The organism is Clostridium sp. HGF2, from assembly GCF_964240115.1.
Taxonomy (GTDB): domain Bacteria; phylum Bacillota_I; class Bacilli_A; order Erysipelotrichales; family Erysipelotrichaceae; genus Clostridium_AQ; species Clostridium_AQ innocuum.
Genome location: NZ_CAXSSO010000007.1, coordinates 193,723 through 216,344 on the forward strand (window position 1 = coordinate 193,723; position 22,622 = coordinate 216,344).

Below are 22,622 nucleotides of genomic sequence, written 5' to 3' on the forward strand. Positions count from 1 at the left end.
TGTACGATGCAGAAGACAAGCGGCAATTTCAAAAAAAGCTCCTTGCTTATAAGGCTTGCATCACAGGCAGATAAGTAAGCAATCATAACATGCATCCTGTAAAACAAACCCTGGAAAACGAATACAATGCGACAGGAATTGGATTTCGTTTTATCAGGGTATTTTTATTATGCCGAAAAATGGAGAATACAGTATCTATAGCATACCTTGTTTCTGTATGTTTTTCTCATTTATGTTATATACAGTATTACTTTTATTTTAGTACTTGACAATACAAAGTACTAGATGTATTATAATAGTGGAGGTGATGCTGGTGAACACACAATTCAAGAAGGGTGTTCTGGAACTGATTGTGCTGCTTTGCGTATATAAAAAGGATATGTACGGATATGAGCTGGTGTCCGAGGTCAGTAAGGTGATCAATGTGAATGAGGGAACCATCTACCCGCTGCTGAAGCGTCTGACCAATGAGCACTATTTTGAAACCTACCTCAGTGAATCCACAGAGGGACCTCCGCGAAAATATTATCGCATAACCGGGAATGGAAAAACGAGGACAACGGAGCTGCTGCAGGAATGGAATGAATTCCATGAACAGGTCAGCAGATTTATAAAGGAGAGTGAAATCGATGACGAAAGATGAATTTCTGCGATTGCTGGATCGCAAGCTGGATGTTATCAATGAAAGGGAACGACGAGATATCATTGATGAGTACCGCACACATATTGAAATGAAAATGAAGGAAGGAAAAACGGAGGAAGAGGCAATCGAGGATTTCGGTAATATCGATGAGCTGGTGGATGATATTCTGGATGCTTATAAAATCAATACGGACCGTGTCAACCGATCCTTTGATACCAAGCTGAACCGCTTTATGGATGATCTGTTCAACGGCTTTCAGCGGTTTCTGGGCTCTTTCACCTCCCTGCAGATGGATGATGTCGTACGCCTTGTATTCGAAATCCTTGTGATACTGATTCTGCTGGCTGTTCTGCATATTCCCTTCCGCATGATTTCCTCTTTGGGAAGCAGTCTGCTGCATTCCGTGGCAGGCTTTGGAATCGGAAGTCTGCTGGCTGCTATTTGGAAATTTATTATCGGTGTCGCCTATGTGGCAATCTTTGTTGTAGTGCTGGTTAACCTGTGCACAAAACGACTGAACCGTTATCGCAGTCATTCGAAAAACGGAGACGGTGCCAGTGTGTTTGAAGACTTTAAGGAAAGCTTTGATTTTGATTTTGATCACGCCAAAAAGACGGTGCATTTCTTTACAAATGATCGCAGCACGCGTCGGGAAACGGTATATGATGAGCATGATGATGTGAAGTATCAGGAAAGAGCTGCACAGCGTGAGGAAACAGATGATTCATTTGATGAATATGAGGATGAGAGCATGTATGAGGAGCCGCGCAGAAGAGAGTATCGCCGTTCCTATGAAGGGGAGCATATCGAACGCGGTGTGACAAGTGTTGCGACGATTCTGATGCGAATCTTCTTCTGTCTGATGATGATTCCTTTTGTCGGTATCATCGTGGCATTGTGCTGTGCGCTGGGTGCGATGATTGTGCTCAGCTTTGAAGGACTGACCCTGTTTGGTGCCTACTTTATCGTTATTGGCGCATTGGTGGCAACCGGAGGCTTTCTATCACTGCTGTACAGCGTTTTATGGAGAAGGGGGTAGGCATATGAAAAAATTTCTGATATCCCTGATAGTCGGTATTACGATGATGGCGATTGGAACAACCATGCTGGTATTTGAAATTAAGGAATTTGAATTTGTGGACGGAAGAAGCGCCTATTACGGCTCTGATACCGTAAAGACACAAACCTTCCGTGTGAAGAATCAGGATTTGAATATTGTGTTTGAGGATGATTACTATACGGGTTATGAGTGGAAATATGATGAGAGCATGAAGGATGAGGTTCGTGTTGAGTATGCTTCGGATGTGCGGGTGAAAACGAGCGGGAATACGATCGTTATCGAAGAGCGCTATGACCATGAATGGGGTGTCAATGACGGCATGGATTTCCTGAATACCTTTTTTGACGGCTTGAAGCATCGCAAGGTCTATACAATGGATTACAGAGAAAACGTTGTTATTGTATCCTCCTCACAGGCAAGAGATCGTGTACATGTGACCTACGAATAGGATTGTAATAGAAAAAACGCGGACCATAGAATGCCGCGTTTTTTTTAGCTCTTATATGGAATTTAAACCCTCATATGGTGCTCTGTGCTTCTCTTAATTGTCGGATATCACCACGTTGTAAAGCCGTTATATTGCTTTGGATAAGCTCGACAGGCCAGTCCCACCATTTCAGGGCAAGCAGCTCTGCTATGGTTTCTTCGGGAAAGCGCCGCCGTATTTCTCTGGCAGGCATACCGCCGACGATGGTATAGGGGGCAACATCCCTTGTGACAAGAGCCCGCGTTCCGATAATGGCACCGTCACCGATGGTAACACCGGCTAGAATCACTGCTTCGTATCCGATCCATACATCATTGCCAATTACGATATCTCCCTTATTATCCCATGCATCTTGCACATTCTCCGGCTTTAGCTGCCACTCTTCGAAAAAAATGGGGAAGGGATAGGTTGACAGGGACTGCAGTGCATGATTCGCACTATTAAATAAAAATTTTGCACCGCAGGCGATGGAACAGAATTTACCGATGATCAGGCGATCGCGGTTGACAGGGTACTGGTATAAAACGTTATGCTTTTCAAAATCACGGGGATCTCGTGCGTGGTCATTGTACATCGAAAAATCACCTGCCGTAATTTCCGGTCGGGTTATGATATTTTTGATATAGACGGTATTTGGATCACCGCTGCGTGGATAAATCAGATGTTTATTCATGTTTGTTCTCCTTCTTACCTGTTCATTGTACGGGAAGAGATGCGTATGCGGCAAGCCACAAAACCGTACAGACCTGTTTTGTAGAAAAAAGAATGCCGCAGCATTCTTATGATTTTTGATAAATGATTTTCTTAATCGCATGTGCCGATAATGCATACTGAGTGGAAAGCTCCTCAATCGTGCAGCCGGACACATAGCGTTGCCGGATGCCTTCATTTCGCAGATGCAGCTCGGTTCGATAGCCGCTGCGCTCTCCCCAGCGTTTTTTCTTTCCGGCAGCAGGAATATAAATGTATCCTGCCTGTATATACTTCTGTAGCTCCTCCACCAGGTCAATTGGTAAAATAGTACGGGCATTTACATATTTCATGCAGGCTCCTCCTTTACAATTCTGTTCAGGATGCAAAGCCGGCAAATGCTGCGACTTGTTTACTCCATGCAGGTGTCGCAGCATTCCGGCGTTGCATGGAGTCTTGCTTCATTTAGCTTCATGTTATCACACTTCCTTATGGCTTCAGTATAGCATGCTTTCGTATAATCTACAATGCAGCTTCCGTAAAAAGAAAGCTATGCAAGGTAGCGGACAATGTATAAAATTAGAAAGCAGACCTACAAAATGCCAAAGGGGATGTTCCACAGATAAGCAGTCCCAACTGAACAGATGCAGGAGAAACATGCTGTGTGCGAATGGGAATTCCTGCTTCCTCCTGTGCAATCAGCATTTGTTCCTGCTGTACAAGTTGCTCCTTTTGTTCTAGCAGGGAAGCCCTGCTGTTTAGGATGAAGTAGCATGTGGTGAGAAGCAGGGCAAGCATGATGGACAGCATCCATTTGCCGGGTATGCTTTTAAGTTTTTTCATAGGTGTTCTCCTTTTCATCATGTTGTGTTAAACGTAGTATAGCATGGCTGCTGCAGCGTGACAAGTTACGGAAGGATGGTTCGACCTGCGGCATGTACAAAGCACAGCAGTGTAGGAGATAAAGCAAGTACAGCTGCTTATATAAGAAATCCATGTTGAAGCTTGTTGCTTCGCCGTTATCAAAATCCAAGCTCGATGGAAGCGTCTGAAGCTGAGACCTTCGCGAGTTTCAAAGTTATCTGTTTAGTTCCGTTCACATGCTGAAAAGCAACACTTTCTACCTCTGTAATTTTCTAATCGTATTGACAATATCGTTAAACGATAATATAATGGTAACAGAGATATATCGTTAAACGATATTGGAGGTGGTGCTGTGCCGAAGAAACAGCTGGAAACATTGACAGAGCCAATGTACTATACGCTGATTGCGCTGCTTCAGGCACGCTGCGGGATGGAGATTACAGAGTTTGTTCTGAAGCTGACCAGGGGAAGAGTACACCTGGTACCGGGAACCCTATATACCATGCTGTCGAAGTTTGAAAATGAAGATATGATTCGGGAAACGGAATCGGATGGCAGGAAACGGTTCTATCTGATTACAGAAAAAGGAAAGGAAATGCTGATGCAGGAATACAGGCGCTTGAAAACCATGCTGCAGGATGGGGAAGTATGGATTGAAAAGCAAAGCAGTGAAAAGGAGGCGGCATCATGAAACGAAGGAAGAAACATGTATGGCTGATTGTATATCCGTTTGAATACCCGGCTTTACAGGCATATCTGAATGACATGGCGGAGAAGGGCTGGAAGCTGGTAAGCTTAAAAGGGGACCGCTCCTGCTGGCTCACATTTGAGGCGGATGCTTCACAGAAGGAGTATTACCTTGTGGACTATACAAAGGATTACTCCATGATTATACCGGATTCAGAAACAGCGGATGCCCATAAGTATCGCACCTTTGTTGAAGAATTCGGGTATACGTTTGTCGGATCAAATGGCCCGCTCATGGTGTATCGCTGCGATGATCCTAACCTTACCTTGCGAGAGGGAACACAGGAGGATCGCCGTATCATGAATGTGAGTATGCACAAGACAGCTGTATGGCTTTTCATATCATGGGCGCTGTATGTACTGCTGTTGCTGCAAAGCTATCACGGACTTCTTTGGAGCATGTACGCCGATGGTTCCCAGTTTCAGAATTTTCTTTTGATGGCCGCATTGAATATTACATGGCTGATCCATCTTCTCCCTTACTTTATATGGCTTGTGCGCAGAAGGAATATGACCTCTTCAAAAATGCTGCTTCGGCAGTCAAGAATCGTGTATGGCAGTGTAGTGCTGCTGATCTGTATGCTGATCGGCTCTTTGTTCACAGTCAATGTTCTTTATGTGATCGCATTCACTGTGATCTTTCTGGTCTTCGGCTGGCTCATTTACCGTTTTTGGAAAACCAGATATCCAATGGGATTCAAGGTGATTGGCAGTATAGCACTGCTTTGGGTAACCTTTGCGATAGGCGTGAATATCACACTTACCAGCACCTATGATTCGCTTTCGTTTCAAAAGCCGATGGAACAGACAAGGTTATCGGATTTTGTCCTGCAGCATGTAAATACCGCAGGTCTGACTCTGGACAGCTACAGCGAATCTTCCATACTGAGCGAGCATATGTCCTTCAGTGCCTACAGCGAGAAAGAGGATGCAGCGGATAAGAATTTGTATATTGATTGGTATCGCATCCGCGATGGGTTTTTCAGGGATTGGACGAAGCGCCGTTATCAAAGTGAGGATGGAATGGAGCAGATGTGCAGGGGATATGGTGAGCCGATAAAGACACAGGGGGTCACCATGTATAAGGGAGAGTATGAGGTGTTGTTCATCCGTGATGATACCTATGTATGTATCAATGACGATTTTTTGCTGGATGATGACGGATGGAAGCTCATACATGAATTGTTGAATCTGTGAAAATATTTTCAGAAATAAAATGAATAAAAATTGAAAAATGTGTTGAAAGTATGGTTTCTTCGTGGTATACTGTAAGCAGATTTCATAAGAATCTGCCAATGGACTTTTTATTCAGAATCTTTGTATGAACGTGTCGAGTTCATCCTCCTTATTTATAAACTTTCCTAATTACCGTGATTCGAAATAAAAAGTACACATAAAAATCGCCAATGGCGGTTTTTTTTGTTATAATATGATACGATACTGTTTTGTGTGCTTTTTAAAGGATAGCCCACAGAACATATAAGGAAAGGTGAATCGCATGAAGGCTAAGCATATTCTGATGATGGCGGCAGTACTACTGCTGGATCAGCTGAGCAAGTGGGGCGTACAGACGTCCATGCAAATAGATGAGAGCTTTGACGTAATTCCGGGATTTTTCAGAATTACGTATCTGCACAATACAGGGGCAGCCTGGAGCATGCTGGAAGGAAAGATGGTTTTCTTTTATCTGATTTCCATTGTTTTTCTGATTGGCATGCTGTATTTTTACCGTACTACAGATCACAGGGACAGACTGACACGCATTGGTGTGGTATTGATGATTGCCGGTACACTGGGAAATTTTATTGATCGTCTTATTTTCCAGTATGTTCGTGATTTTCTGGATTTCATTATCTTCGGATATGATTTTCCGGTATTCAACGTCGCTGACATATCACTTTGTGTCGGTGTAGGGCTCATTGTTTTATCAATGGTTCTGGAAACATATGGAGGTCGTAGGATATGCGCGAAATAAAGATTATCGCCGCTGCAGAGGATGCAGGGGCTCGCATTGATAAATACATCAGTGAACAGGAGGATTTATCCCGCAGCCGGGTGCAGGCGCTGCTGGCTGAGGGAAGCATTCTGGTCAATCAGAATGCGGTGAAGGCAAATTATAAGGTGAAGGCAGACGATTGCATTACGGCCGTATTCAATGATGAAATGGAAATGGAAGCCTGTCCGGAAAAAATGGAGCTGGACGTGCGATATGAGGATGAAGATGTGATCGTCATCAATAAGCCAAAAAATATTGTCGTGCATCCTGCTGCAGGAAATCAAAGCGGGACACTTGTCAACGGACTGCTGTATCACTGTAAGGATCTTTCCGGAATCAATGGTACACTGCGTCCGGGAATCGTGCATCGCATTGATAAGGATACAACGGGACTGCTGATTGTCGCTAAAAATGATCTCGCCCATGCGTCATTGTCCAAACAGCTGCAAAGCAAGACAGTGAACCGTTTGTATTATGCGCTGGTACACGGTGTGATTCAGCATGATTTCGGTACCATTGACGCGCCGATAGGACGGGATGTGAAGGATCGCCAGAAGATGGCGGTAACGGCAACCAACTCAAAGGATGCGCGTACACATTTCCAGGTGATCGAGCGATTTGAAAATTATACCCTGGTAGAATGTCGTCTGGAAACCGGACGAACGCATCAGATACGTGTTCATATGCAGTATATCGGACATCCGGTAGTGGGGGATGAGAAATACAGCTATCGCAAGACCATGCAGACAAACGGACAACTCCTGCATGCGCACCAGCTTACCTTTCAGCATCCGAGAACGGGGGAAGTGATGACAGTGGAAGCAGAGCTGCCGAAGCAGTTTGCGGACATACTGGAAGAACTGCGACAGGAATCGAGGTGACTGGATGCAGATTAGTGAATATGATTTGTTTGCCTATCAGCTGCTGCATTACCTGGTCGTACAACAGCATTATCGCATTGTAAGGGTTCAGCAGCACAAGGATGATCTGTGGCTGATGAATGAAAATCATCAGGTATATCCGGTGATCCGCATTTCATCCAGCGGCAATGCCGGAACCTTTGCGGACACGGATTATGTGCGCAACGTTCACCGCATCATACTCAATCTGATGCACAGAGAGGGACCGATGCTGATTTTGAATACCAATCCGCAATCCAGTCCGGTGCACAATGCGTTTCTGACACAGATTTGCATCACTCCTTCAGCCCTCAGTGAACCGCAGCTGACCAGCGTCTTTCATGGCATTGACCGTGTCGTGCATCGCGTGGCAGATCCGGATAAGGAAAGCAGTACACTCATGGCTCAGGTGGAAGAGGCAGAGCTGAAGCAGCAGCAGGATTTCATAAAAAAAGCGCGTAAGAAAAGTATTCCACGCTGCACAATTGCTATTATGGCGATTTGTACGATATTTCTCGTACTAGAATATCTACTGGCCTATCTGGACGGTAATATGGAAAGTGCCACCGTGGCTGTCGGCGGTTACTATAAGATGAGTATTGTTGCGGCGCATGAATACTGGCGTATTCTCAGCGGCGGCTTTGTACATAACGGTGTTGTTCATTTCGTCATCAGCCTGTATGCCCTGTATGCGACCGGAAAGCTGTGTGAACAGCGTTTGGGAAGAGGCTGGTATCTGGCGGTTTTTCTTTCCTCTGTGATATTGGGGAATGCTGCACAGCTGATTGCGGCACCTAACGGGATTGCGACTGGTATGAGCGCCGGGATCTTTGGTGTGGCGGCAGCCTTTCTCACCAGTCAGCTGCTGTCGCATACACTGCGACATCCACTACTGCGTATTCCGCTGTATAACAGTATGGCAATTCTGGCCGTACTCGCACTGGTGCCCTCGGTGTCCTTTATCGCCTGTATTGCGGGGATTCTGTGCGGAATTCTGTACGGCTTATGGATGCATGGCAGACAGAGTGAATCCGGTATGAAGCAGCATGCCTGTCTGGCGCTTGTTCTGTATGCGGCAAGTCTGTTTGCCTATGGTGCTGCTGTGGATACGGTTGCACCGCTGGATCGGCATTTGGATGAAGCCATAATCCGTGTTTACCGTCATACACCGCTCAATGCCTATGCAGAATATCTGCAGGAGCATTTTCATCAGCAGTATGAAAAAATAGGAGGTATTTAATGAAACGGGAAGATGTACTAACTTGGGATGAATATTTCATGGGACTGGCGCACCTGAGTGCCAAACGGAGCAAGGATCCTTCCACACAGGTGGGGGCTGTCATTGTCAGCAGTGAGCATCGTGTTGTCAGTATCGGCTATAACGGATTTCCAAACGGCTGCAGCGATGATGAGTTTCCATGGGATCGGGAAGGGGATTTCGGTAACACCAAATATCCCTATGTCGTGCATGCGGAGCTGAATGCGATTTTAAACAGCAAGCATGATTTAAAAGGATGCAGTATTTATGTGTCGCTGTTTCCATGCAATGAGTGCGCAAAGGCGATCATACAGAGCGGAATCAGCCGTATTGTGTATGAGTCCGATAAGTATGCACATACAGAAGGGACGATTGCCAGCAAGCGGATGCTGCGCAGTGCGGGGGTAGAGCTGGTACAGCTTCCCTATGCCATTGATTTGCAGGTATCCAGAAAAATTAATCCGACAATACGATAAGAAGGTTCAGGCAATCATAGGACCAGCATTCCTTGTGTGAATACCAATTGTTCGCTGTGCATTTGTGCGATTGTTATGAATGCTCGTACTTATAGAATCCTTCAGTATGAAGAAAAGCTATTTCACGATAAAAGTTTAAGTGAAATAGCTTTTTTGTTATATGCTGGTATTCATATGATATCAGAATTTATGATTGCTGCATTTTCGCAAATGCAAATACACCGTGTTTTTTGAAATGTTCAAAAGCTTAGCGATAACTGTAACAGCGTCCTTGATTTGGAAAATTCCTTTATTATACAGGTCATAAATAATTTCTTTGTTTTTATTTGACGAGCTTATAGCAGGGTCATTGTATATCCTCTCTTTTACGGTATTTAATGTTGATGTAATCATATCATCTACATTACTGGCAAAGGTTTCTGTTGCGGAATCGTTTTCTGCTGTGAGAGTTTCTTTTTGTACGAACGTATGAATGAAATCATAAAAACTGATATTCATATAAAAATTCATACACAATAAACCGATAATGCGGTCATTTTCTCCTTTGATGGCAATCGTTGTGCTTTTCAGAGGTTCTCCCTTTGCATTGACCGAATAATAGGTTTCCTGTTTCGAGCTGTTCTCACTGAACCTGATGAGAAAGTCTAAGGCCTTATCTGTAATCGGGGCACCGACCTTTCTGCCGGTATGCTCACCATGGTTGATATAAATGACGGAGTGCTGAAAGTCCTCCAGACTATGAAGCACGATTTCATAGGCCTCTCCCAAATAGTTGCCCAGACCTTCAACCATTGAGCGGTAGCTTTGCAGAATCATCTTATCAATCAGGGTTAATTGAACTTCTTGTGGTTTCATGGTATCCTCCACTCCCTTCGCTGTCTATTATAGCGTACTAATTTCATTTATTCAAAACAATTTCAAAAAAATTCATTAAGTAAACTAAATAAATGCGAAAATTGCTTAATACTGCTAAAGTTTTGTAATCTTAAAATATAATTCATCTAACAAATGATAATTATTTTATTGACTAAAATAAAATAATGTATTATAGTATAGGAGTAAAAAATATTTCATTAGAAAGGAGAAAGGAATGAACAAAATTATTGATGCCGATAGCGCACCTGCTGCAATCGGCCCCTATTCACAGGCAGTCACGAATGGCAATTTGTTGTTTGTATCCGGACAGCTTCCGATAGAACCCGGGCAGGGGGTGATCGTGAGCGGGGATATTGCTGAACAGGCAAGACAATCACTTGAAAATGTGAAGGCGATTTTGGAAAAGGCCGGCTATGAAATGAGGGATGTTGTAAAGACGACATGCTACTTGACAGAAATGGAGAATTTTGCTGTGGTAAATGAAATTTATGCTGAGTATTTTGTAGGAAATTATCCGGCAAGATCCTGTGTATCCGTGAAGGAGCTTCCGAAACAGGCATTGTTTGAATTAGAAGTTATTGCGTGTAAATAACAAGGAGAGAACTTATGAAAATTTTGTTAATGTGCGGAGCAGGTGCGTCCAGTGGTTTTATGGCGCAGGCAATGCGAAAAGCCGCAAAAGAACAGGGAATTGAAAATTTTGAAATAATTGCACGAAGTGAAGCAGAAATGATGAACAATTTACAGGGGACAGATCTTGTCATGTTTGGTCCTCATCTAGCGTTTAAAAGGGAAGCGCTCGAAAAGGATTTAAAAAAGTTTAATATTCCGTTTGCCTTTATTGACAAGGATGCGTATGGAAGTATTGATGGAGCTGCTACGCTGAAGCAGGCATTGGATGCGTTGCGGGAAGTAAAAAAGCCTGTCGAAGAAATCTCTGTAAAAGAGGAAAAACCAACGCAGAGCAGTGAGACCTCGGAGGAATCGGTGAAGGGCTTTATGGGATGGATTACCAAATCACTGGCTCCTAAACTGGATAAGCTTACACAGAATATTTATATATCCGCAATACAACAATCCATCATGAGTATACTGCCAATGATTATGATCGGTTCAGTTTCCTCAATTGTCGGTGTATTCCGTAACTTTGAGGTGATGAGCTGGATTCCGGATATCTCCATGCTGAATACATATTCCTTTGGCTTGATTGCAGTATTTCTGGCTATTCTGGTACCGATGAAGGTACTGGAAAAAAGAGGGAATGAGAAATTGAAAATTTCTGCGATGCTGACCAGTCTTGCTCTCTTCTTTATCATCACACTTCCGGTCATAGATGGAGAAACCGGTACGATGAATTTCATCATGGATAAAATTGGAACAGGGGGTATGCTGACAGCAGTTGTGACATCCGTTTTTACAGCATGGATTTTTAATTTTGCTTCTAGGCACTCTATGTTTAAGGAGGATACGGTTATGCCGGATATGGTTGTGGCATGGATGGATGCACTTGTTCCTGTAACAATCACACTGGCCATCGGTTTATTTATTATGAGCACCGGATTTGATTTACCACTGTTTATCCGTGGCTTGTTTGCACCGATTTCTTCCTTTGGACAGACCTGGCTTGGTCTTGTTATGATTTGTTTCTTCACCTGCTTCCTGTATTCCTTTGGCTTTACCTGGATTCTGTTCCCCATCGCATGGGCAATCTGGATGGAGGGTATGGATGCCAATATGGCTGCGGTTGCGGCAGGACAGGCGGCGTCAAGTATTAACCTTATGGAAACGGTAATGGGAATCACCTATATCGGTGGACAGGGGTGTACGCTTGCATTGGTTCTGATGTGTATGCGTTCAAAAGTAAAAAAACTGAAATCCATCGGGCGCGTTTGTATCTTCCCTGCAATCTTCAATATCAATGAGCCAATTGTGTTTGGTGCTCCTGTTGTATGGAATCCGATCCTTATGATTCCACTGTGCCTTAATTCAATTATTATTCCAAGTCTTATGTATCTTGTTATGCGCATCGGCCTTGTTCCTATTCCGAGTGCACCTATGCAGATGTGGTATCTTCCAAATATCGTACAAGGCTATCTGACAACGAACAGTATGTCCGGGGTTATTCTGGTAATTGCATTGTTTGCTGTATCCTGGCTGATTTGGATGCCATTCTTTAGGGTATTTGAAAAACAGCAGTACAAAGAAGAGCTGGAAAACAGAAAGGAAAGGGAGATCATATGAAATTAGAAAATGCGCAGGCGGCAATGCAGATCATCCTGCATGCCGGCGATGCCCGCTTAAAAACAGCAGAGGCATTAAAGTCTTTAAAAACCTTTGATATAGAACGTGCAAAGCAGCAGCTTTTGGATGCAAATGAAAATATTGTGGCTGCGCACCAATCACAGACAGCCTCTCTGCAGGCGGAATCAAATGGAGAAGAAATTGAGTATTCGATTTTATTCACACATGCACAGGATACGTGTATGACCGTATGCAGTGAAATCAACATCGCACAGCAGCTCGTGGATATCTGCGAAGCAATTGATGAGCGGTTTAAGAAATTGGAAAAATAGAACCGGAATTTTTGGCAGAGTTTTCTGCCAAAAATTTTAGGATTGGAGGAACGATATGAATTACTTTGATAACAGCAACATTAAGCTCGATATATTAAAAAAGAAAGCATACAATCTGCGCTGGGCGGAGGTAGCGGATGGAACTATCCCACTCACTGCTGCCGATATGGATTACCCATGTGCTCCGGCAATTAAACAGGCATTGCTTGCGTACGTGGAGGAAGGCTATTTCTCCTATACACCGAAACTGGGCCTGCCTGCGTTTAATCAGGCATTTTCAAATTATGTGAAGGAAACAAAGGGGGAGGAAATCAAAGCGGAGCAGGTACTGGCGGTAGACAGTGCAGCAAGAGCGATGTTCATCGTGGCGAAGGCTTTTTTGAAGCCTGGAGATGAAATGATTGTCTTTGATCCCTGCGATTTCCTTTTCCGGGAATCCTGTTTAGCGGCTGGAGCAACTCCAATCAGCTACGCAGCAAAGCTTGATACGGAGAATAGGAAAATGGATCTTTCAAGACTGGAGGAGTGCATAAGCGAGAGAACCAAAATGATTGGATTGTGTAATCCGCATAACCCATACGGTCTTGTCTATACGAAGGAGGAGCTGGAGGCAATCATGCGATTGTGTGAGAAACATGATCTACTGATTATGAACGATGAAATATGGTCGGATATCCTGTATCCCGATGCACAGTTCAACAGCATTTATTGTTTAGGCGAGGAGCGCTGTAAACGCGTATTGTCTGTATTTGGGTTCTCTAAGAGCTTTGGTCTTGCCGGATTGAGAATTGGCTGCGTTTATGCGAACGATGATGAAAAATTCCAGAAGCTGGTTGATGCTTCCGATGTGCTGTCTACTGCGGGTGGTGCTACCTCACTATCGCAGATTGCCGCGATTGCGGCTATGGAAGAAACGCAAGAATGGCGTGCGGCATTTTTAAAGCATATCACAAAAAACCGGGATTATGCAGTGGCGTTTATCAATGAACATATTCCGGGCTTACATGCCTACAGACCACAGGCGACATTCCTGCTGTATGTAGATATTCAGGAGCTGCATGTTACAGGAGCTGAATTTGTCGAATTTCTGAAAGAGGAAGTGCAGCTGGCGATTGTACCGGGAGGACACCAATACTTCGGTGATGAGTCGGAGGGGCATGTTCGTATTTGTCTTGCCACCAGTATGGAAATTCTCAGCGAAGGTCTGAATCGATTAAAAAAGGGTGTTGAAATGCTAATAGAAAGGAGAACACAGCATGCATAAGATACAGTTTCCGGAAAATTTTTTGTGGGGAGGGGCAACTTCCGCCTATCAGTGTGAGGGAGCCTGGAAAGAGGATGGAAAAGGCTTTGCGGTCACTGATTTGCTGACAGCGGGAAGTCGAGAAATCCCAAGAGAATTTACACCGGTTGAAAAGGATTGTTATTATCCGGCAGCGACAGCTATTGATCATTATCATCATTACAAGGAAGATATCGCGTTGTTTGCGGAAATGGGATTTAAGGTATACCGCATGTCGATTTCCTGGGTAAGAATCTTTCCCAACGGTGATGATGAGGTGCCGAATCCTGCTGGTCTTGCATTCTATCATAAAATATTTCAGGAGTGCAAAAAATATGATATCGAGCCGTTGGTTACCATTTCTCATCACGATGTACCGCTGGCACTGGCATTGAAACAGGATGGATGGCTAAGCAGAAAGACGATTCCTGCCTTTGTCACGTACTGTAAAACGATTTTCAAAGAGTATCAGGATGAAGTGAAGTATTGGATCACGTTTAATGAAATCAATATGATGACAAATTATTTTGGCGATATATATACCGGTGGGATTCTTTCTAACGGAACCCGATATTTGGATATTGCACATGCGAGTGAGGAGTCTTTGTCTGCAGATAAAATGACGAAACGCTTTACGGCTCTGCATCATCAGTTTATCGCCAGTGCGCTGGCTGTACAGGCAGGTCATGACATCAATCCAGACTTTCAAATCGGTTCCATGGTTGCGGGGGATGCGCATTATCCATATTCCTGTAATCCCGTGAATGTCATTGAAGCACAGCAAAGCATGAACCGTCTCTGGTATTGTGGGGACGTGATGGTACGCGGAGAATATTCCTATGCCAGCAGACATTATCTGAAAGGCAAGGGTGTCGATATAGAAGCACTTGGAATCACCGAGGAGGACAAGTGTATTTTGAAAAAAGGGACGATCGATTTTCTGGCATTCAGCTACTATACATCCGGCTGTCATGCAGTGGATGAGCATCATGAAACAACTGCAGGTAATTTCTCTTTGGGGGTCGCCAATCCGTATCTGAAAAAATCTGACTGGGGCTGGGTGTTTGATCCGCAGGGGCTTCGCTGGATGCTGAATGAGTTGTATGGAAGATATCATATTCCGGTGTTTATCGCTGAAAACGGCTTAGGCGCAATTGATGAGGTAAGTGAGGATGGAAAGGTTCATGATCCTTATCGTATCCAGTATCTGAATGAACATGTGTCCGCAATGCGGGATGCTTTGGAGGATGGTGTTGATTTGCTTGGGTATACGTGGTGGGGACCCATTGATCTGGTTAGTGCATCTACCGGTGAAATGAAAAAGCGCTATGGGTTTATTTATGTAGATATGGATGATCAGGGGAAGGGAAGCCTGAAAAGAATCAGAAAGGATTCCTTCTATCATTATCAGAAAATCATTCAGACAAACGGTAGCTGCATTGAGTAGTGCATCTGTAGGGGAGAGGGATATGCAGAAAATTGTTTTTACAACGGTTGAAACGCATACATTGGGAGAACCTACCCGCATTATCACTTCTGGCTTTCCAGATATACCGGGCATTACAATGATGGAGAAAAAGGAGATCCTTGAACAACGGTATGACCATCTGCGCCGTGCCTTGATGTGTGAGCCAAGGGGACATAAGGATATGGTTGGGGCGCTTATTCTACCTGCAGAGCAGACAGCATCTGCATTCGGTGTTGTTTTTATGGATGCGAAGAGATGGGTGAATATGTGCGGGCATGCGTCCATCGGTTGTGCTATGTATGCGGTGGAGGCAGGGCTTGTACCTGTGTGCGAACCGTATACAGAGGTTGTGATGGATACGCCATCAGGAACTATATGCGCAAGTGTAAGGGTGGAGAATAAAAAAGCGCAGGAGGTTACCTTGCGTAATGTTCCTTCATTTCTGTTTGCTGATGAGGTAAAGGTAAGGGTAGATGGCAAGGAATATAGGGTTGCGATTTCTTTTGGCGGTACGTTCTTTGCTTTGTTTGATGCTGCACAGCTTTCATTGCAGCTGGATGCAAAGGATATTGAGTTTCTGATACCCTTTACAAGGAAACTGCTGGCTCAGCTGAATAAGCAATATGAGATAAAGCATCCCTCACTTGCAATCACACGCGTTGTAAATGCTGAATATTATGTAGCTACTGGAGAAAAGAAACAGAAGAATATCGTTATTGCCGAGGAAGGTCAGGTCGATCGCTCACCATGTGGGACAGGAACAAGTGCAAAGCTGGCATATTTGCATGCGAAAGGAAACTTAACTGCAAACGAAATTTTTGTGAATGAAAGCTTTACCGGAGCAAAATTTTATGGACGGTATGAAGCGGAGGATGTTATCGGACACTATCGTGGTATTCAACCGATGATTACAGGCAGTGCCTATATCACGGGGAAGGCAGTATATGTGATCGATGAGAATGACCCTTTGACCTATGGCTTTACGATTTGAGTCTGCTTTTGCATCATGATTTATAAAAAGATACAGAGGGCCTTCGAGTTTTGCTGGCCTTCTGCCCTTTTATTGATTCTGTTTTTCTATTTCATTTGTGCTTTGGCAGATGAAGGCATACGAAAAACCCGTTTTCTGTTTAAGCAGGAAACGGGTTTGTTTTAGCCTAAGGCTTTTTTTGTGTTTGCAAAATGCAGCTTGGCAACCTGGAGCAGTGCCTCTTTTCCGTGCATTGCCACAAACTCACGAATATTCTGATCCACCTTGCTGCCGGCACCCTTCAGAAAGGTGAAGTCGTACTGCTCACACATCGCATCGAAGGCCTTCAAAAACGCATACCGGGCAATGATTGATCCGGCTGCAACCGACAGATACTTATTTTCCGCCTTGGTTTCAAAATGAATATCATAGACGACCTCGCGCTCATGTTTCAGATAGCGGTAATAGGAAGTCTTCTGCACGAACTGGTCAATGATGCAGAACTGCGGCAGTGATCCCATCTTTTTACGCAGATGTACGTAGGCCTGGTTATGCATACGGGATTTAATAGCAACCATATTATTTTCACCGTGAATTCGATTATAGGTGGCATTGTCCAAAATCAAAAGACTGTGAGGCAGTCGTTCCATCAGCTTGGGAGCCATGCGCCGTATGGCGGTATCATCAATGGCCTTGGAGTCTTGTATCCCAAGACTGCGTAAAAACTCTACATCCTCATGACGGACACAGGTTGCACAAACGGTCACGGGACCGAAATAATCACCGGTCCCCACCTCATCGCTGCCGGCCTGCGGATAGGTTGCTTTCGGCTGTCCCTGTGTTTTTTTTGCTGTTGTCCCGCTCTGCGTTTTCTGTATGGCAGACGGGGCAATCAGCGCTGCACATTCCTCGGCGCCGTTTCCCTGAAATACGAGCTTGCCGGACTCATAAGCGGTAATGACACAATCACTCGTCTTGATCTGATAAATCGCATAGGGCGGTGTCTTACGGATTTCCGCAGTTTTCAACCGCTGCTTCAGCGCCATCATGCTGGATCGATCTGTCTGTATGGTACATGTTCCCATGGTATTCCTCCTCATAACTTTTCCATTTTAGCATAAAATGAGACAACAGGATACAGAAATCGGGTGTTCCCATTCATTTTTTTATGCGTTCATGGTAAAATAATGAGACGGAAAAGAAAGTAGGTGATGCCTGTGTCCCTGATTATGCTAGTAAATATGGTCATCCTGTGTGTGCTTTGTGCACTCGTATTCGGCGGATACCGCGACGGCTTCCTATTAAAGCTGCTGAGCATACTGTCTTTCTTTATATGCGGCTTTCTGGCATGGTGGGCATCCTCCTATGTCGGCGGCTTTATCCACCTGTATCCCAAGCATGCGCTCCCCTTGCAGGATACACCGCTGGAGGCTGTTCTGTATGACAACCTGAATCGCCTGCTCATTTTCGTGATTCTCTTTGTCCTGCTGCAGCTGGCGGTGCTGGTTATAAAGCCGTTTACAAAGGCGGCCAATCATGTACCGGTCGTATCCGGTATCAACCGGCTTCTGGGAGCTGCGCTGGGGGCACTGCAGGCCGTGCTGCTGATGGTGCTGGCTGCCATGGTCTGCCGTCTGCCATTCTGGAAAACCGGGAATGAGATTGCATCCGCATCTCTTTTGCGATACAGCGATGGAATGATGGATGCCCTGACCTTTTATGCCAGGGAACCGCTGCAGGAGTTATCCAGACTGACATCGGCATTGGATGAAAAACAAACGCTCAGTACAGCAGAAAAGGAGAATATCCGCAGCTGGCTGCTGGAGCAGAATATGAAGAAAGAAGACGTGGACACGCTGCTGTCTGCGCTGCAATAGAGGTAAGAATATGAAAGATATGTATGAGCCGTTGGAGCTGCATGAGGTAAAGGAGCAGGTTGCGAAACACGCGTCCTTTTCCCTGGGAAAACAGCTGATTCGACAAATGATGCCGCGCTTTGATGCCCTTTGGGTCAGGCGTGAGCTGGCAAGAGTAAAAGAGGCCTATGCCCTCGTCGTGCGATTTGGGAACATGCCGTTTGGCGGTATCCATGATACGCGGGACAGCATAGAGGCAGCCATGAAGGACATGACACTGACACCGCATGAGCTGCGCGGCATTGCGGATAGTACACGCGGTGTGGAGCAGGTTCGCAAATATATGAAAGCAAGTGATCTGGAAACACCACTGATCAAGGAGCTGTGTGATTCCTTTGCGGAGCATCAGCAGCTGGCTTCCTCGATCGATCGCTGCATTTCCTTAAATGCGGAGGTTCTGGATTCCGCAAGCCCGGCATTGAAAAGCATCCGGAAATCCATTTTGTCCTGCAATGCGGATATCAGCAGCGAGGTACAGCGGTTTCTCTCACGCAATGCAAGCAAGCTGATGGATACGATCACGACGATGCGCAACAACCGTACCTGCGTGCTTGTGAAAATCAGTGAGAAAAACAGTGTGGACGGCTTTGTTCACGGAGAGAGTGCTTCCGGTCAGACGGCCTATGTTGAGCCACGCAGTCTGCTGGTGCTCAATAACCGTCTGCAAACGCTGAAAAGTCAGGAGCAGGAGGAAATCACACGCATCCTGTTTGAATTAAGTCAGCAGGTCAAGTCGGTTGGTCATGAGCTGCTGTCCAATCTGGAAACCTTCGCTCTGCTGGACAGTATCTTTGCCCGCGGGCTATGGACGAAGGAAATGGACGGCTGCATTGCCGAGCTGAATACAAAGGATGACCATCTGTATCTGAAGACAGCCAGACATCCGCTGATCGATCCGCAGAAGGTTGTCGCAAATACATACGAAATCCGCTCACCGCATCACAGCCTTCTGATTACCGGAAGCAATACCGGAGGAAAGACGGTGACACTGAAAACCATCGGTCTGTTTGTCGCCCTGACGATGAGCGGTCTGCCGCTGAGTGCGGAGCAGGCCGTCGTACCGCTGTTTGACGCCCTGTATGTGGATATCGGTGACGATCAGTCCATTCAGGAATCCCTGTCCACCTTTTCATCCCATATATCCAAAATGGCGGATATTTGTGATCATGCGACGGCACGCTCTCTCGTCCTTCTGGATGAGCTTGGAAGCGGGACGGACCCGAAGGAGGGGGAACCGCTGGCGGTTGCTGTACTGGATCATCTGCGTGCCATCGGTGCCATGGTGATTGCCACAACCCATTACTCCGCATTGAAAACCTATGGTGCGGATAATGAGGACATCCTGTTGTCCAGTGTGGAATTCGATATGGAAAAAATGCTGCCGACCTACCGGTATATCGAGGGAATCAGCGGACAGTCCAATGCATTTGAAATCGCCCGCCGTTATGGCTTGAAGGAAAGCATCATTCGATTTGCGAGGGAACGCAAGGAAGCGGACCGCAGCAAGGCGGACATCGCGATGGAAAAGCTGGAACAATCCCTGATGGAAAATTACGAGCTGAAGGAAAAGCTGGCTGCCAGACTAAAGGATGTCAGGCAGCTGCAGGCAGATCTGGAGCAGGAGAAAAAACAGCTGGCGCAGCGGCGGGAGGAAATTCTGGAAACGGTCAGAGAGGATGCCAGAAGACAGCTGGAGTCCTCTCTGGAGGAAGCACAGGATATCATTGATGAGCTGAAGCATATGCACAGTGAAGCCAAGCCGCATGAAATCAGTGACCGCAAGGCCAGATTAAAGCAGCTGTCTTCGATGGACGATGCGGAAACAGACGATACACCGCAAAGGCTGCCTTCCTATCAGGTGGGGGATTATGTAAAAATCAGCAAGCTGAGCTATTATGGAGAAATCATTTCCATGAATAAGGATAAGGTTTGCGTGCTGGCAAACGGTATGAAAATGAATACAACGCTGCAGGAAATCGAACCGGCTGTGAAGCAGGTGCAGAAAACAAAGAAAAAGGGATACGCCAAGGCAGGCGTGCGCTCCTTTTCCATGGAATGCAACGTCATCGGTATGCGGGTGGCGGAAGCCCTGCCGATCATCGACAAATATCTGGATAATGCCGTGCTGGCAAAGGCGAACAATGTCCGCATCATTCACGGTATGGGAACCGGAGCCCTGCGCAAGGGGGTTCATGACTTCCTGAAACGCAATCCGCGTGTGGAGAGCTTTCGCATGGGGGGACAGGGAGAAGGCGGTCTGGGAGCGACCGTTGTCGTTTTAAAGCAGAAGGGAAGCGGTAAGTAATGGCAAATATGGCAAAAATAGAGGATAAGCTGAAAATCCTTCCTGCTCTGCCTGGCTGCTATTTAATGAAAAACAAGGATGGGGATATCATCTATGTCGGAAAAGCCAAAAAGCTGAAAAACCGTGTCCGGCAGTATTTTGTCGGTGCCCATGATTTTAAAACAACCCGCCTTGTCAGTAATATCGACGATTTTGAATATATCGTAACGTCCAGTGAAAAAGAGGCACTGCTGCTGGAAATCAATCTGATCAAAAAGCATACGCCGCCGTACAACATCATGTTTATGGATGATAAATCCTATCCGTACCTGAAGCTTACAAAGGAAAATGCCCCGGTATTAAAGGTGGTGCGCAATACGAAGGATCGTAAGGCCCATTACTTCGGACCGTTTCCGGATTCCGGGGCGGCCTGGGAAACGGCAAAGTTGCTGAACCGCATCTATCCGCTGCGAAAATGCCGGCGGATGCCGAAAAAGGAATGCCTGTACTATCACATGGGGCAATGTCTGGCACCCTGCATCAGGGACATTGATGAGCGTGTGTATGCGGACATGGTCAGCGGCATTCAGAAATTCATGCGGGGAGATGTCCGGGATATGCTGGATACCCTGCATCGGGAAATGGAACAGGCAAGCGAGGAGCTGCTGTTTGAAAAGGCACAGGAAAAGCTGAGCCTGATCCATGCCATTGAGCATGTGACGGCAAAGCAGCAGATTGACTTTAAGGATCGCAAGGACCGGGATGTGTTCGGCTATTATGTTGATAAGGGCTATATATCCATTCAGGGCTTTTTCCTGCGCGGAGGTAAGCTGCTGGAGCGTACGCTTTCCATTGAGCCGCTGTATGAGAATGAAGCGGATGCCTTTGTATCCTTTATTCTGCAGTATTATGCGAATAATCCGCTGCCGCAGGAAATTCTAATACCAAAGGAATATGATATTACGCATCTGGAGGAAATTCTGGACACGAAGATATTGCAGCCGCTTCGCGGAGATAAGCTGAAGCTGGTGGACATGGTGCTTGCCAATGCCAAAAATGCGCATGAACAGAAGTTCGAGCTGGTAGAGCGCAAGGAAAGCCGGCGCTATGAGGGGATGGAGCAGCTTTGCAATCTTCTGCAGAAGGAGATTCATCGTATTGAGCTGTTTGATAACTCGCATATCTCCGGTACGCATAATGTCAGTGGTATGGTGGTATATCGGGACGGCGAGCCCAGCAAGAAGGATTATCGAACCTTCCGTCTGGGCGAATACATAAGTGACCTTGACTCTATGAAGGAGGTCATCTATCGGCGGTACTTCCGGTTGCTGAAGGAGGGGGCGCGCTTTCCCGACCTGCTGATTGTCGATGGAGGTTATCTTCAAATCGAGGCAGCCAGAGAGATTATTGAGGCACTGGACATTCCCCTGACGATCTGCGGACTGGTGAAGGATGATAATCACAGGACAAGCAATCTGATGGATGTAAATGGAAATATTTTACCGGTGAAGCGTGACAGCTCTCTGTTTTTCCTGCTCACCCAGATGCAGGATGAGGTGCACCGCTTCGCCATCTCCTATCATCGCAAGCTGAGGGGAAAAGCCATGACGAAGTCCATTCTGGACGAGGTGGAAGGCATCGGAGAAGTTCGTAAAAAGGAAATCTGGAAGCATTTTAAATCCCTGAAACGCCTGAAAGAGGCCACGATTGAGGAAATACGTCAGGTGGTTCCCGAGAAAGTAGCACAAAATATCTACAATATCCTGCATAATACAGACCAAAAATCGGAAGATGCATAAGATAAAGGTAGGTAGGAACGTTAGGGGGTAAGTGCTACGCAAAAAATACTGACGCAACGTGAAAAAGAGGTTTTTGAATTACTGATTGCCAATTACAGCACCAAGGAAATAGCGAAACTGATGAACATATCCGATAAAACGGTTAGAAACCATATATCCAATGTTATGTTGAAGCTTGGAGTAAAAGGAAGAGCCCAGGCGGTCGTGGAGCTGCTGAAATTGGAGGAATTAACGCTTGAATAGGCAGGACGTGAAAACGTTCTGCTTTTCTTCTGCAATACTGCCGGGTATAGCGAACAGGTGAGAGCATACAGGATGCAATGCTCCAATGCAA

The 22,622-nt window shown here is 45.6% G+C and carries 24 protein-coding genes; 19 read left to right on the forward strand and 5 right to left on the reverse strand.

The genetic code is table 11. The annotated features are described in order from the left end of the window. Positions 1-307: 307 nt before the first annotated feature. From ACESPQ_RS13680 to ACESPQ_RS13690, 3 genes are read left to right on the forward strand one after another with little or no spacing between them, the layout of a single operon-like run. Positions 308-643, forward strand: a complete 336-nt coding sequence (locus tag ACESPQ_RS13680; RefSeq protein WP_009588381.1) for a PadR family transcriptional regulator — start codon at positions 308-310, stop codon at positions 641-643. Further along, the gene (locus tag ACESPQ_RS13685) at positions 630-1,682 is read left to right on the forward strand and encodes a DUF1700 domain-containing protein (protein WP_002608763.1); all 1,053 of its coding nucleotides are present in this window, start codon (positions 630-632) and stop codon (positions 1,680-1,682) included. Before ACESPQ_RS13680 ends, ACESPQ_RS13685 begins: the two co-directional genes overlap by 14 nt. Positions 1,683-1,686: 4 nt before the next feature. Then, positions 1,687-2,151 (forward strand): hypothetical protein, encoded by a 465-nt coding sequence (locus ACESPQ_RS13690; RefSeq protein WP_257335349.1) that lies wholly within the window; start codon positions 1,687-1,689, stop codon positions 2,149-2,151. Positions 2,152-2,221: 70 nt separating this feature from the next. On the opposite strand, the gene ACESPQ_RS13695 is transcribed toward ACESPQ_RS13690, so the two are convergent. The 3 genes from ACESPQ_RS13695 to ACESPQ_RS13705 all read right to left on the reverse strand — a co-directional run bounded on the left by ACESPQ_RS13695 (position 2,222) and on the right by ACESPQ_RS13705 (position 3,723). Then, entirely contained in the window at positions 2,222-2,863 is a 642-nt protein-coding gene (locus tag ACESPQ_RS13695; RefSeq protein ID WP_257333393.1) for a CatB-related O-acetyltransferase, read from the reverse strand. Between the two features lie 106 nt (positions 2,864-2,969). Further along, positions 2,970-3,233: a CD3324 family protein gene (locus ACESPQ_RS13700; RefSeq protein ID WP_002608766.1), complete on the reverse strand. Its 264-nt coding sequence runs from the start codon at positions 3,231-3,233 to the stop codon at positions 2,970-2,972. Between the two features lie 226 nt (positions 3,234-3,459). Continuing rightward, positions 3,460-3,723, reverse strand: coding sequence for a hypothetical protein (locus tag ACESPQ_RS13705; protein WP_257333394.1), 264 nt, complete (start codon positions 3,721-3,723; stop codon positions 3,460-3,462). Between the two features lie 373 nt (positions 3,724-4,096). Here ACESPQ_RS13705 and ACESPQ_RS13710 point away from each other — a divergent pair, with 373 nt between their 5' ends. The 6 genes from ACESPQ_RS13710 to ACESPQ_RS13735 all read left to right on the forward strand — a co-directional run bounded on the left by ACESPQ_RS13710 (position 4,097) and on the right by ACESPQ_RS13735 (position 9,120). Continuing rightward, positions 4,097-4,435, forward strand: coding sequence for a PadR family transcriptional regulator (locus ACESPQ_RS13710; protein WP_002608768.1), 339 nt, complete (start codon positions 4,097-4,099; stop codon positions 4,433-4,435). Further along, a complete protein-coding gene (locus ACESPQ_RS13715) occupies positions 4,432-5,688 on the forward strand; it encodes a DUF2812 domain-containing protein (protein WP_118002392.1) in 1,257 nt (418 codons plus the stop codon). The genes ACESPQ_RS13710 and ACESPQ_RS13715 overlap by 4 nt, the downstream gene beginning before the upstream one ends. Before the next feature lie 301 nt (positions 5,689-5,989). Then, positions 5,990-6,466, forward strand: coding sequence for a signal peptidase II (gene lspA / locus ACESPQ_RS13720; RefSeq protein WP_109770275.1), 477 nt, complete (start codon positions 5,990-5,992; stop codon positions 6,464-6,466). Further along, on the forward strand, positions 6,454-7,368 hold the full coding sequence (locus ACESPQ_RS13725) for an RluA family pseudouridine synthase (RefSeq protein ID WP_109770273.1): 915 nt from the start codon (positions 6,454-6,456) through the stop codon (positions 7,366-7,368). Before lspA ends, ACESPQ_RS13725 begins: the two co-directional genes overlap by 13 nt. A 4-nt stretch (positions 7,369-7,372) precedes the next feature. Beyond that, positions 7,373-8,626 (forward strand): rhomboid family intramembrane serine protease, encoded by a 1,254-nt coding sequence (locus ACESPQ_RS13730; RefSeq protein WP_373144493.1) that lies wholly within the window; start codon positions 7,373-7,375, stop codon positions 8,624-8,626. After that, a complete protein-coding gene (locus ACESPQ_RS13735; RefSeq protein WP_002608773.1) occupies positions 8,626-9,120 on the forward strand; it encodes a deoxycytidylate deaminase in 495 nt (164 codons plus the stop codon). The genes ACESPQ_RS13730 and ACESPQ_RS13735 overlap by 1 nt, the downstream gene beginning before the upstream one ends. 180 nt (positions 9,121-9,300) lie before the next feature. Here ACESPQ_RS13735 and ACESPQ_RS13740 read toward each other — a convergent pair whose 3' ends face one another. Next, complete coding sequence (locus ACESPQ_RS13740; protein WP_373144494.1) at positions 9,301-9,975, reverse strand: helix-turn-helix transcriptional regulator; 675 nt, start codon at positions 9,973-9,975, stop codon at positions 9,301-9,303. A 235-nt stretch (positions 9,976-10,210) separates the two neighbouring features. Between ACESPQ_RS13740 and ACESPQ_RS13745 the strand changes: the two genes are divergently transcribed. The 6 genes from ACESPQ_RS13745 to ACESPQ_RS13770 are packed head-to-tail and all read left to right on the forward strand — an operon-like array spanning position 10,211 to position 16,310. Then, the gene (locus ACESPQ_RS13745) at positions 10,211-10,588 is read left to right on the forward strand and encodes a RidA family protein (RefSeq protein WP_002608775.1); all 378 of its coding nucleotides are present in this window, start codon (positions 10,211-10,213) and stop codon (positions 10,586-10,588) included. Between the two features lie 14 nt (positions 10,589-10,602). After that, positions 10,603-12,237: a PTS transporter subunit EIIC gene (locus tag ACESPQ_RS13750; protein ID WP_109770270.1), complete on the forward strand. Its 1,635-nt coding sequence runs from the start codon at positions 10,603-10,605 to the stop codon at positions 12,235-12,237. Continuing rightward, complete coding sequence (locus ACESPQ_RS13755) at positions 12,234-12,569, forward strand: PTS lactose/cellobiose transporter subunit IIA (protein WP_109770268.1); 336 nt, start codon at positions 12,234-12,236, stop codon at positions 12,567-12,569. The genes ACESPQ_RS13750 and ACESPQ_RS13755 overlap by 4 nt, the downstream gene beginning before the upstream one ends. A gap of 55 nt (positions 12,570-12,624) precedes the next feature. Next, positions 12,625-13,833 (forward strand): pyridoxal phosphate-dependent aminotransferase, encoded by a 1,209-nt coding sequence (locus ACESPQ_RS13760; RefSeq protein ID WP_109770266.1) that lies wholly within the window; start codon positions 12,625-12,627, stop codon positions 13,831-13,833. Further along, positions 13,826-15,298, forward strand: a complete 1,473-nt coding sequence (locus ACESPQ_RS13765; RefSeq protein ID WP_022300721.1) for a glycoside hydrolase family 1 protein — start codon at positions 13,826-13,828, stop codon at positions 15,296-15,298. Before ACESPQ_RS13760 ends, ACESPQ_RS13765 begins: the two co-directional genes overlap by 8 nt. Positions 15,299-15,320: 22 nt before the next feature. Further along, on the forward strand, positions 15,321-16,310 hold the full coding sequence (locus tag ACESPQ_RS13770) for a proline racemase family protein (RefSeq protein WP_257272539.1): 990 nt from the start codon (positions 15,321-15,323) through the stop codon (positions 16,308-16,310). 161 nt (positions 16,311-16,471) lie between these two features. Here ACESPQ_RS13770 and rnhC read toward each other — a convergent pair whose 3' ends face one another. Continuing rightward, complete coding sequence (gene rnhC / locus ACESPQ_RS13775) at positions 16,472-17,374, reverse strand: ribonuclease HIII (RefSeq protein WP_118002389.1); 903 nt, start codon at positions 17,372-17,374, stop codon at positions 16,472-16,474. A gap of 126 nt (positions 17,375-17,500) precedes the next feature. Between rnhC and ACESPQ_RS13780 the strand changes: the two genes are divergently transcribed. The 4 genes from ACESPQ_RS13780 to ACESPQ_RS13795 are packed head-to-tail and all read left to right on the forward strand — an operon-like array spanning position 17,501 to position 22,531. Then, positions 17,501-18,166, forward strand: a complete 666-nt coding sequence (locus ACESPQ_RS13780; protein ID WP_233105270.1) for a CvpA family protein — start codon at positions 17,501-17,503, stop codon at positions 18,164-18,166. Between the two features lie 10 nt (positions 18,167-18,176). Continuing rightward, positions 18,177-20,510 carry an endonuclease MutS2 gene (locus ACESPQ_RS13785; protein ID WP_257335352.1) on the forward strand — a complete coding sequence of 778 codons (2,334 nt, stop codon included), beginning with the start codon at positions 18,177-18,179 and terminating at the stop codon, positions 20,508-20,510. After that, positions 20,510-22,288, forward strand: coding sequence for an excinuclease ABC subunit UvrC (gene uvrC / locus ACESPQ_RS13790; RefSeq protein ID WP_002608784.1), 1,779 nt, complete (start codon positions 20,510-20,512; stop codon positions 22,286-22,288). Before ACESPQ_RS13785 ends, uvrC begins: the two co-directional genes overlap by 1 nt. A 48-nt stretch (positions 22,289-22,336) precedes the next feature. Next, a complete protein-coding gene (locus ACESPQ_RS13795; protein WP_079747667.1) occupies positions 22,337-22,531 on the forward strand; it encodes a helix-turn-helix domain-containing protein in 195 nt (64 codons plus the stop codon). The last annotated feature ends 91 nt before the right edge of the window (positions 22,532-22,622 follow it).

Bases quoted from the DNA above. Each gene is read 5' to 3' on its own strand.
- ACESPQ_RS13680 (WP_009588381.1), top strand. From the start codon at position 308: ATGCTGGTGAACACACAATTCAAGAAGGGTGTTCTGGAACTGATTGTG.
- ACESPQ_RS13685 (WP_002608763.1), top strand. From the start codon at position 630: ATGACGAAAGATGAATTTCTGCGATTGCTGGATCGCAAGCTGGATGTT.
- ACESPQ_RS13690 (WP_257335349.1), top strand. From the start codon at position 1,687: ATGAAAAAATTTCTGATATCCCTGATAGTCGGTATTACGATGATGGCG.
- ACESPQ_RS13695 (WP_257333393.1), bottom strand. From the start codon at position 2,863: ATGAATAAACATCTGATTTATCCACGCAGCGGTGATCCAAATACCGTC.
- ACESPQ_RS13700 (WP_002608766.1), bottom strand. From the start codon at position 3,233: ATGAAATATGTAAATGCCCGTACTATTTTACCAATTGACCTGGTGGAG.
- ACESPQ_RS13705 (WP_257333394.1), bottom strand. From the start codon at position 3,723: ATGAAAAAACTTAAAAGCATACCCGGCAAATGGATGCTGTCCATCATG.
- ACESPQ_RS13715 (WP_118002392.1), top strand. From the start codon at position 4,432: ATGAAACGAAGGAAGAAACATGTATGGCTGATTGTATATCCGTTTGAA.
- lspA (WP_109770275.1), top strand. From the start codon at position 5,990: ATGAAGGCTAAGCATATTCTGATGATGGCGGCAGTACTACTGCTGGAT.
- ACESPQ_RS13725 (WP_109770273.1), top strand. From the start codon at position 6,454: ATGCGCGAAATAAAGATTATCGCCGCTGCAGAGGATGCAGGGGCTCGC.
- ACESPQ_RS13730 (WP_373144493.1), top strand. From the start codon at position 7,373: ATGCAGATTAGTGAATATGATTTGTTTGCCTATCAGCTGCTGCATTAC.
- ACESPQ_RS13735 (WP_002608773.1), top strand. From the start codon at position 8,626: ATGAAACGGGAAGATGTACTAACTTGGGATGAATATTTCATGGGACTG.
- ACESPQ_RS13740 (WP_373144494.1), bottom strand. From the start codon at position 9,975: ATGAAACCACAAGAAGTTCAATTAACCCTGATTGATAAGATGATTCTG.
- ACESPQ_RS13745 (WP_002608775.1), top strand. From the start codon at position 10,211: ATGAACAAAATTATTGATGCCGATAGCGCACCTGCTGCAATCGGCCCC.
- ACESPQ_RS13750 (WP_109770270.1), top strand. From the start codon at position 10,603: ATGAAAATTTTGTTAATGTGCGGAGCAGGTGCGTCCAGTGGTTTTATG.
- ACESPQ_RS13755 (WP_109770268.1), top strand. From the start codon at position 12,234: ATGAAATTAGAAAATGCGCAGGCGGCAATGCAGATCATCCTGCATGCC.
- ACESPQ_RS13760 (WP_109770266.1), top strand. From the start codon at position 12,625: ATGAATTACTTTGATAACAGCAACATTAAGCTCGATATATTAAAAAAG.
- ACESPQ_RS13765 (WP_022300721.1), top strand. From the start codon at position 13,826: ATGCATAAGATACAGTTTCCGGAAAATTTTTTGTGGGGAGGGGCAACT.
- ACESPQ_RS13770 (WP_257272539.1), top strand. From the start codon at position 15,321: ATGCAGAAAATTGTTTTTACAACGGTTGAAACGCATACATTGGGAGAA.
- rnhC (WP_118002389.1), bottom strand. From the start codon at position 17,374: ATGGGAACATGTACCATACAGACAGATCGATCCAGCATGATGGCGCTG.
- ACESPQ_RS13780 (WP_233105270.1), top strand. From the start codon at position 17,501: ATGCCTGTGTCCCTGATTATGCTAGTAAATATGGTCATCCTGTGTGTG.
- ACESPQ_RS13785 (WP_257335352.1), top strand. From the start codon at position 18,177: ATGAAAGATATGTATGAGCCGTTGGAGCTGCATGAGGTAAAGGAGCAG.
- uvrC (WP_002608784.1), top strand. From the start codon at position 20,510: ATGGCAAATATGGCAAAAATAGAGGATAAGCTGAAAATCCTTCCTGCT.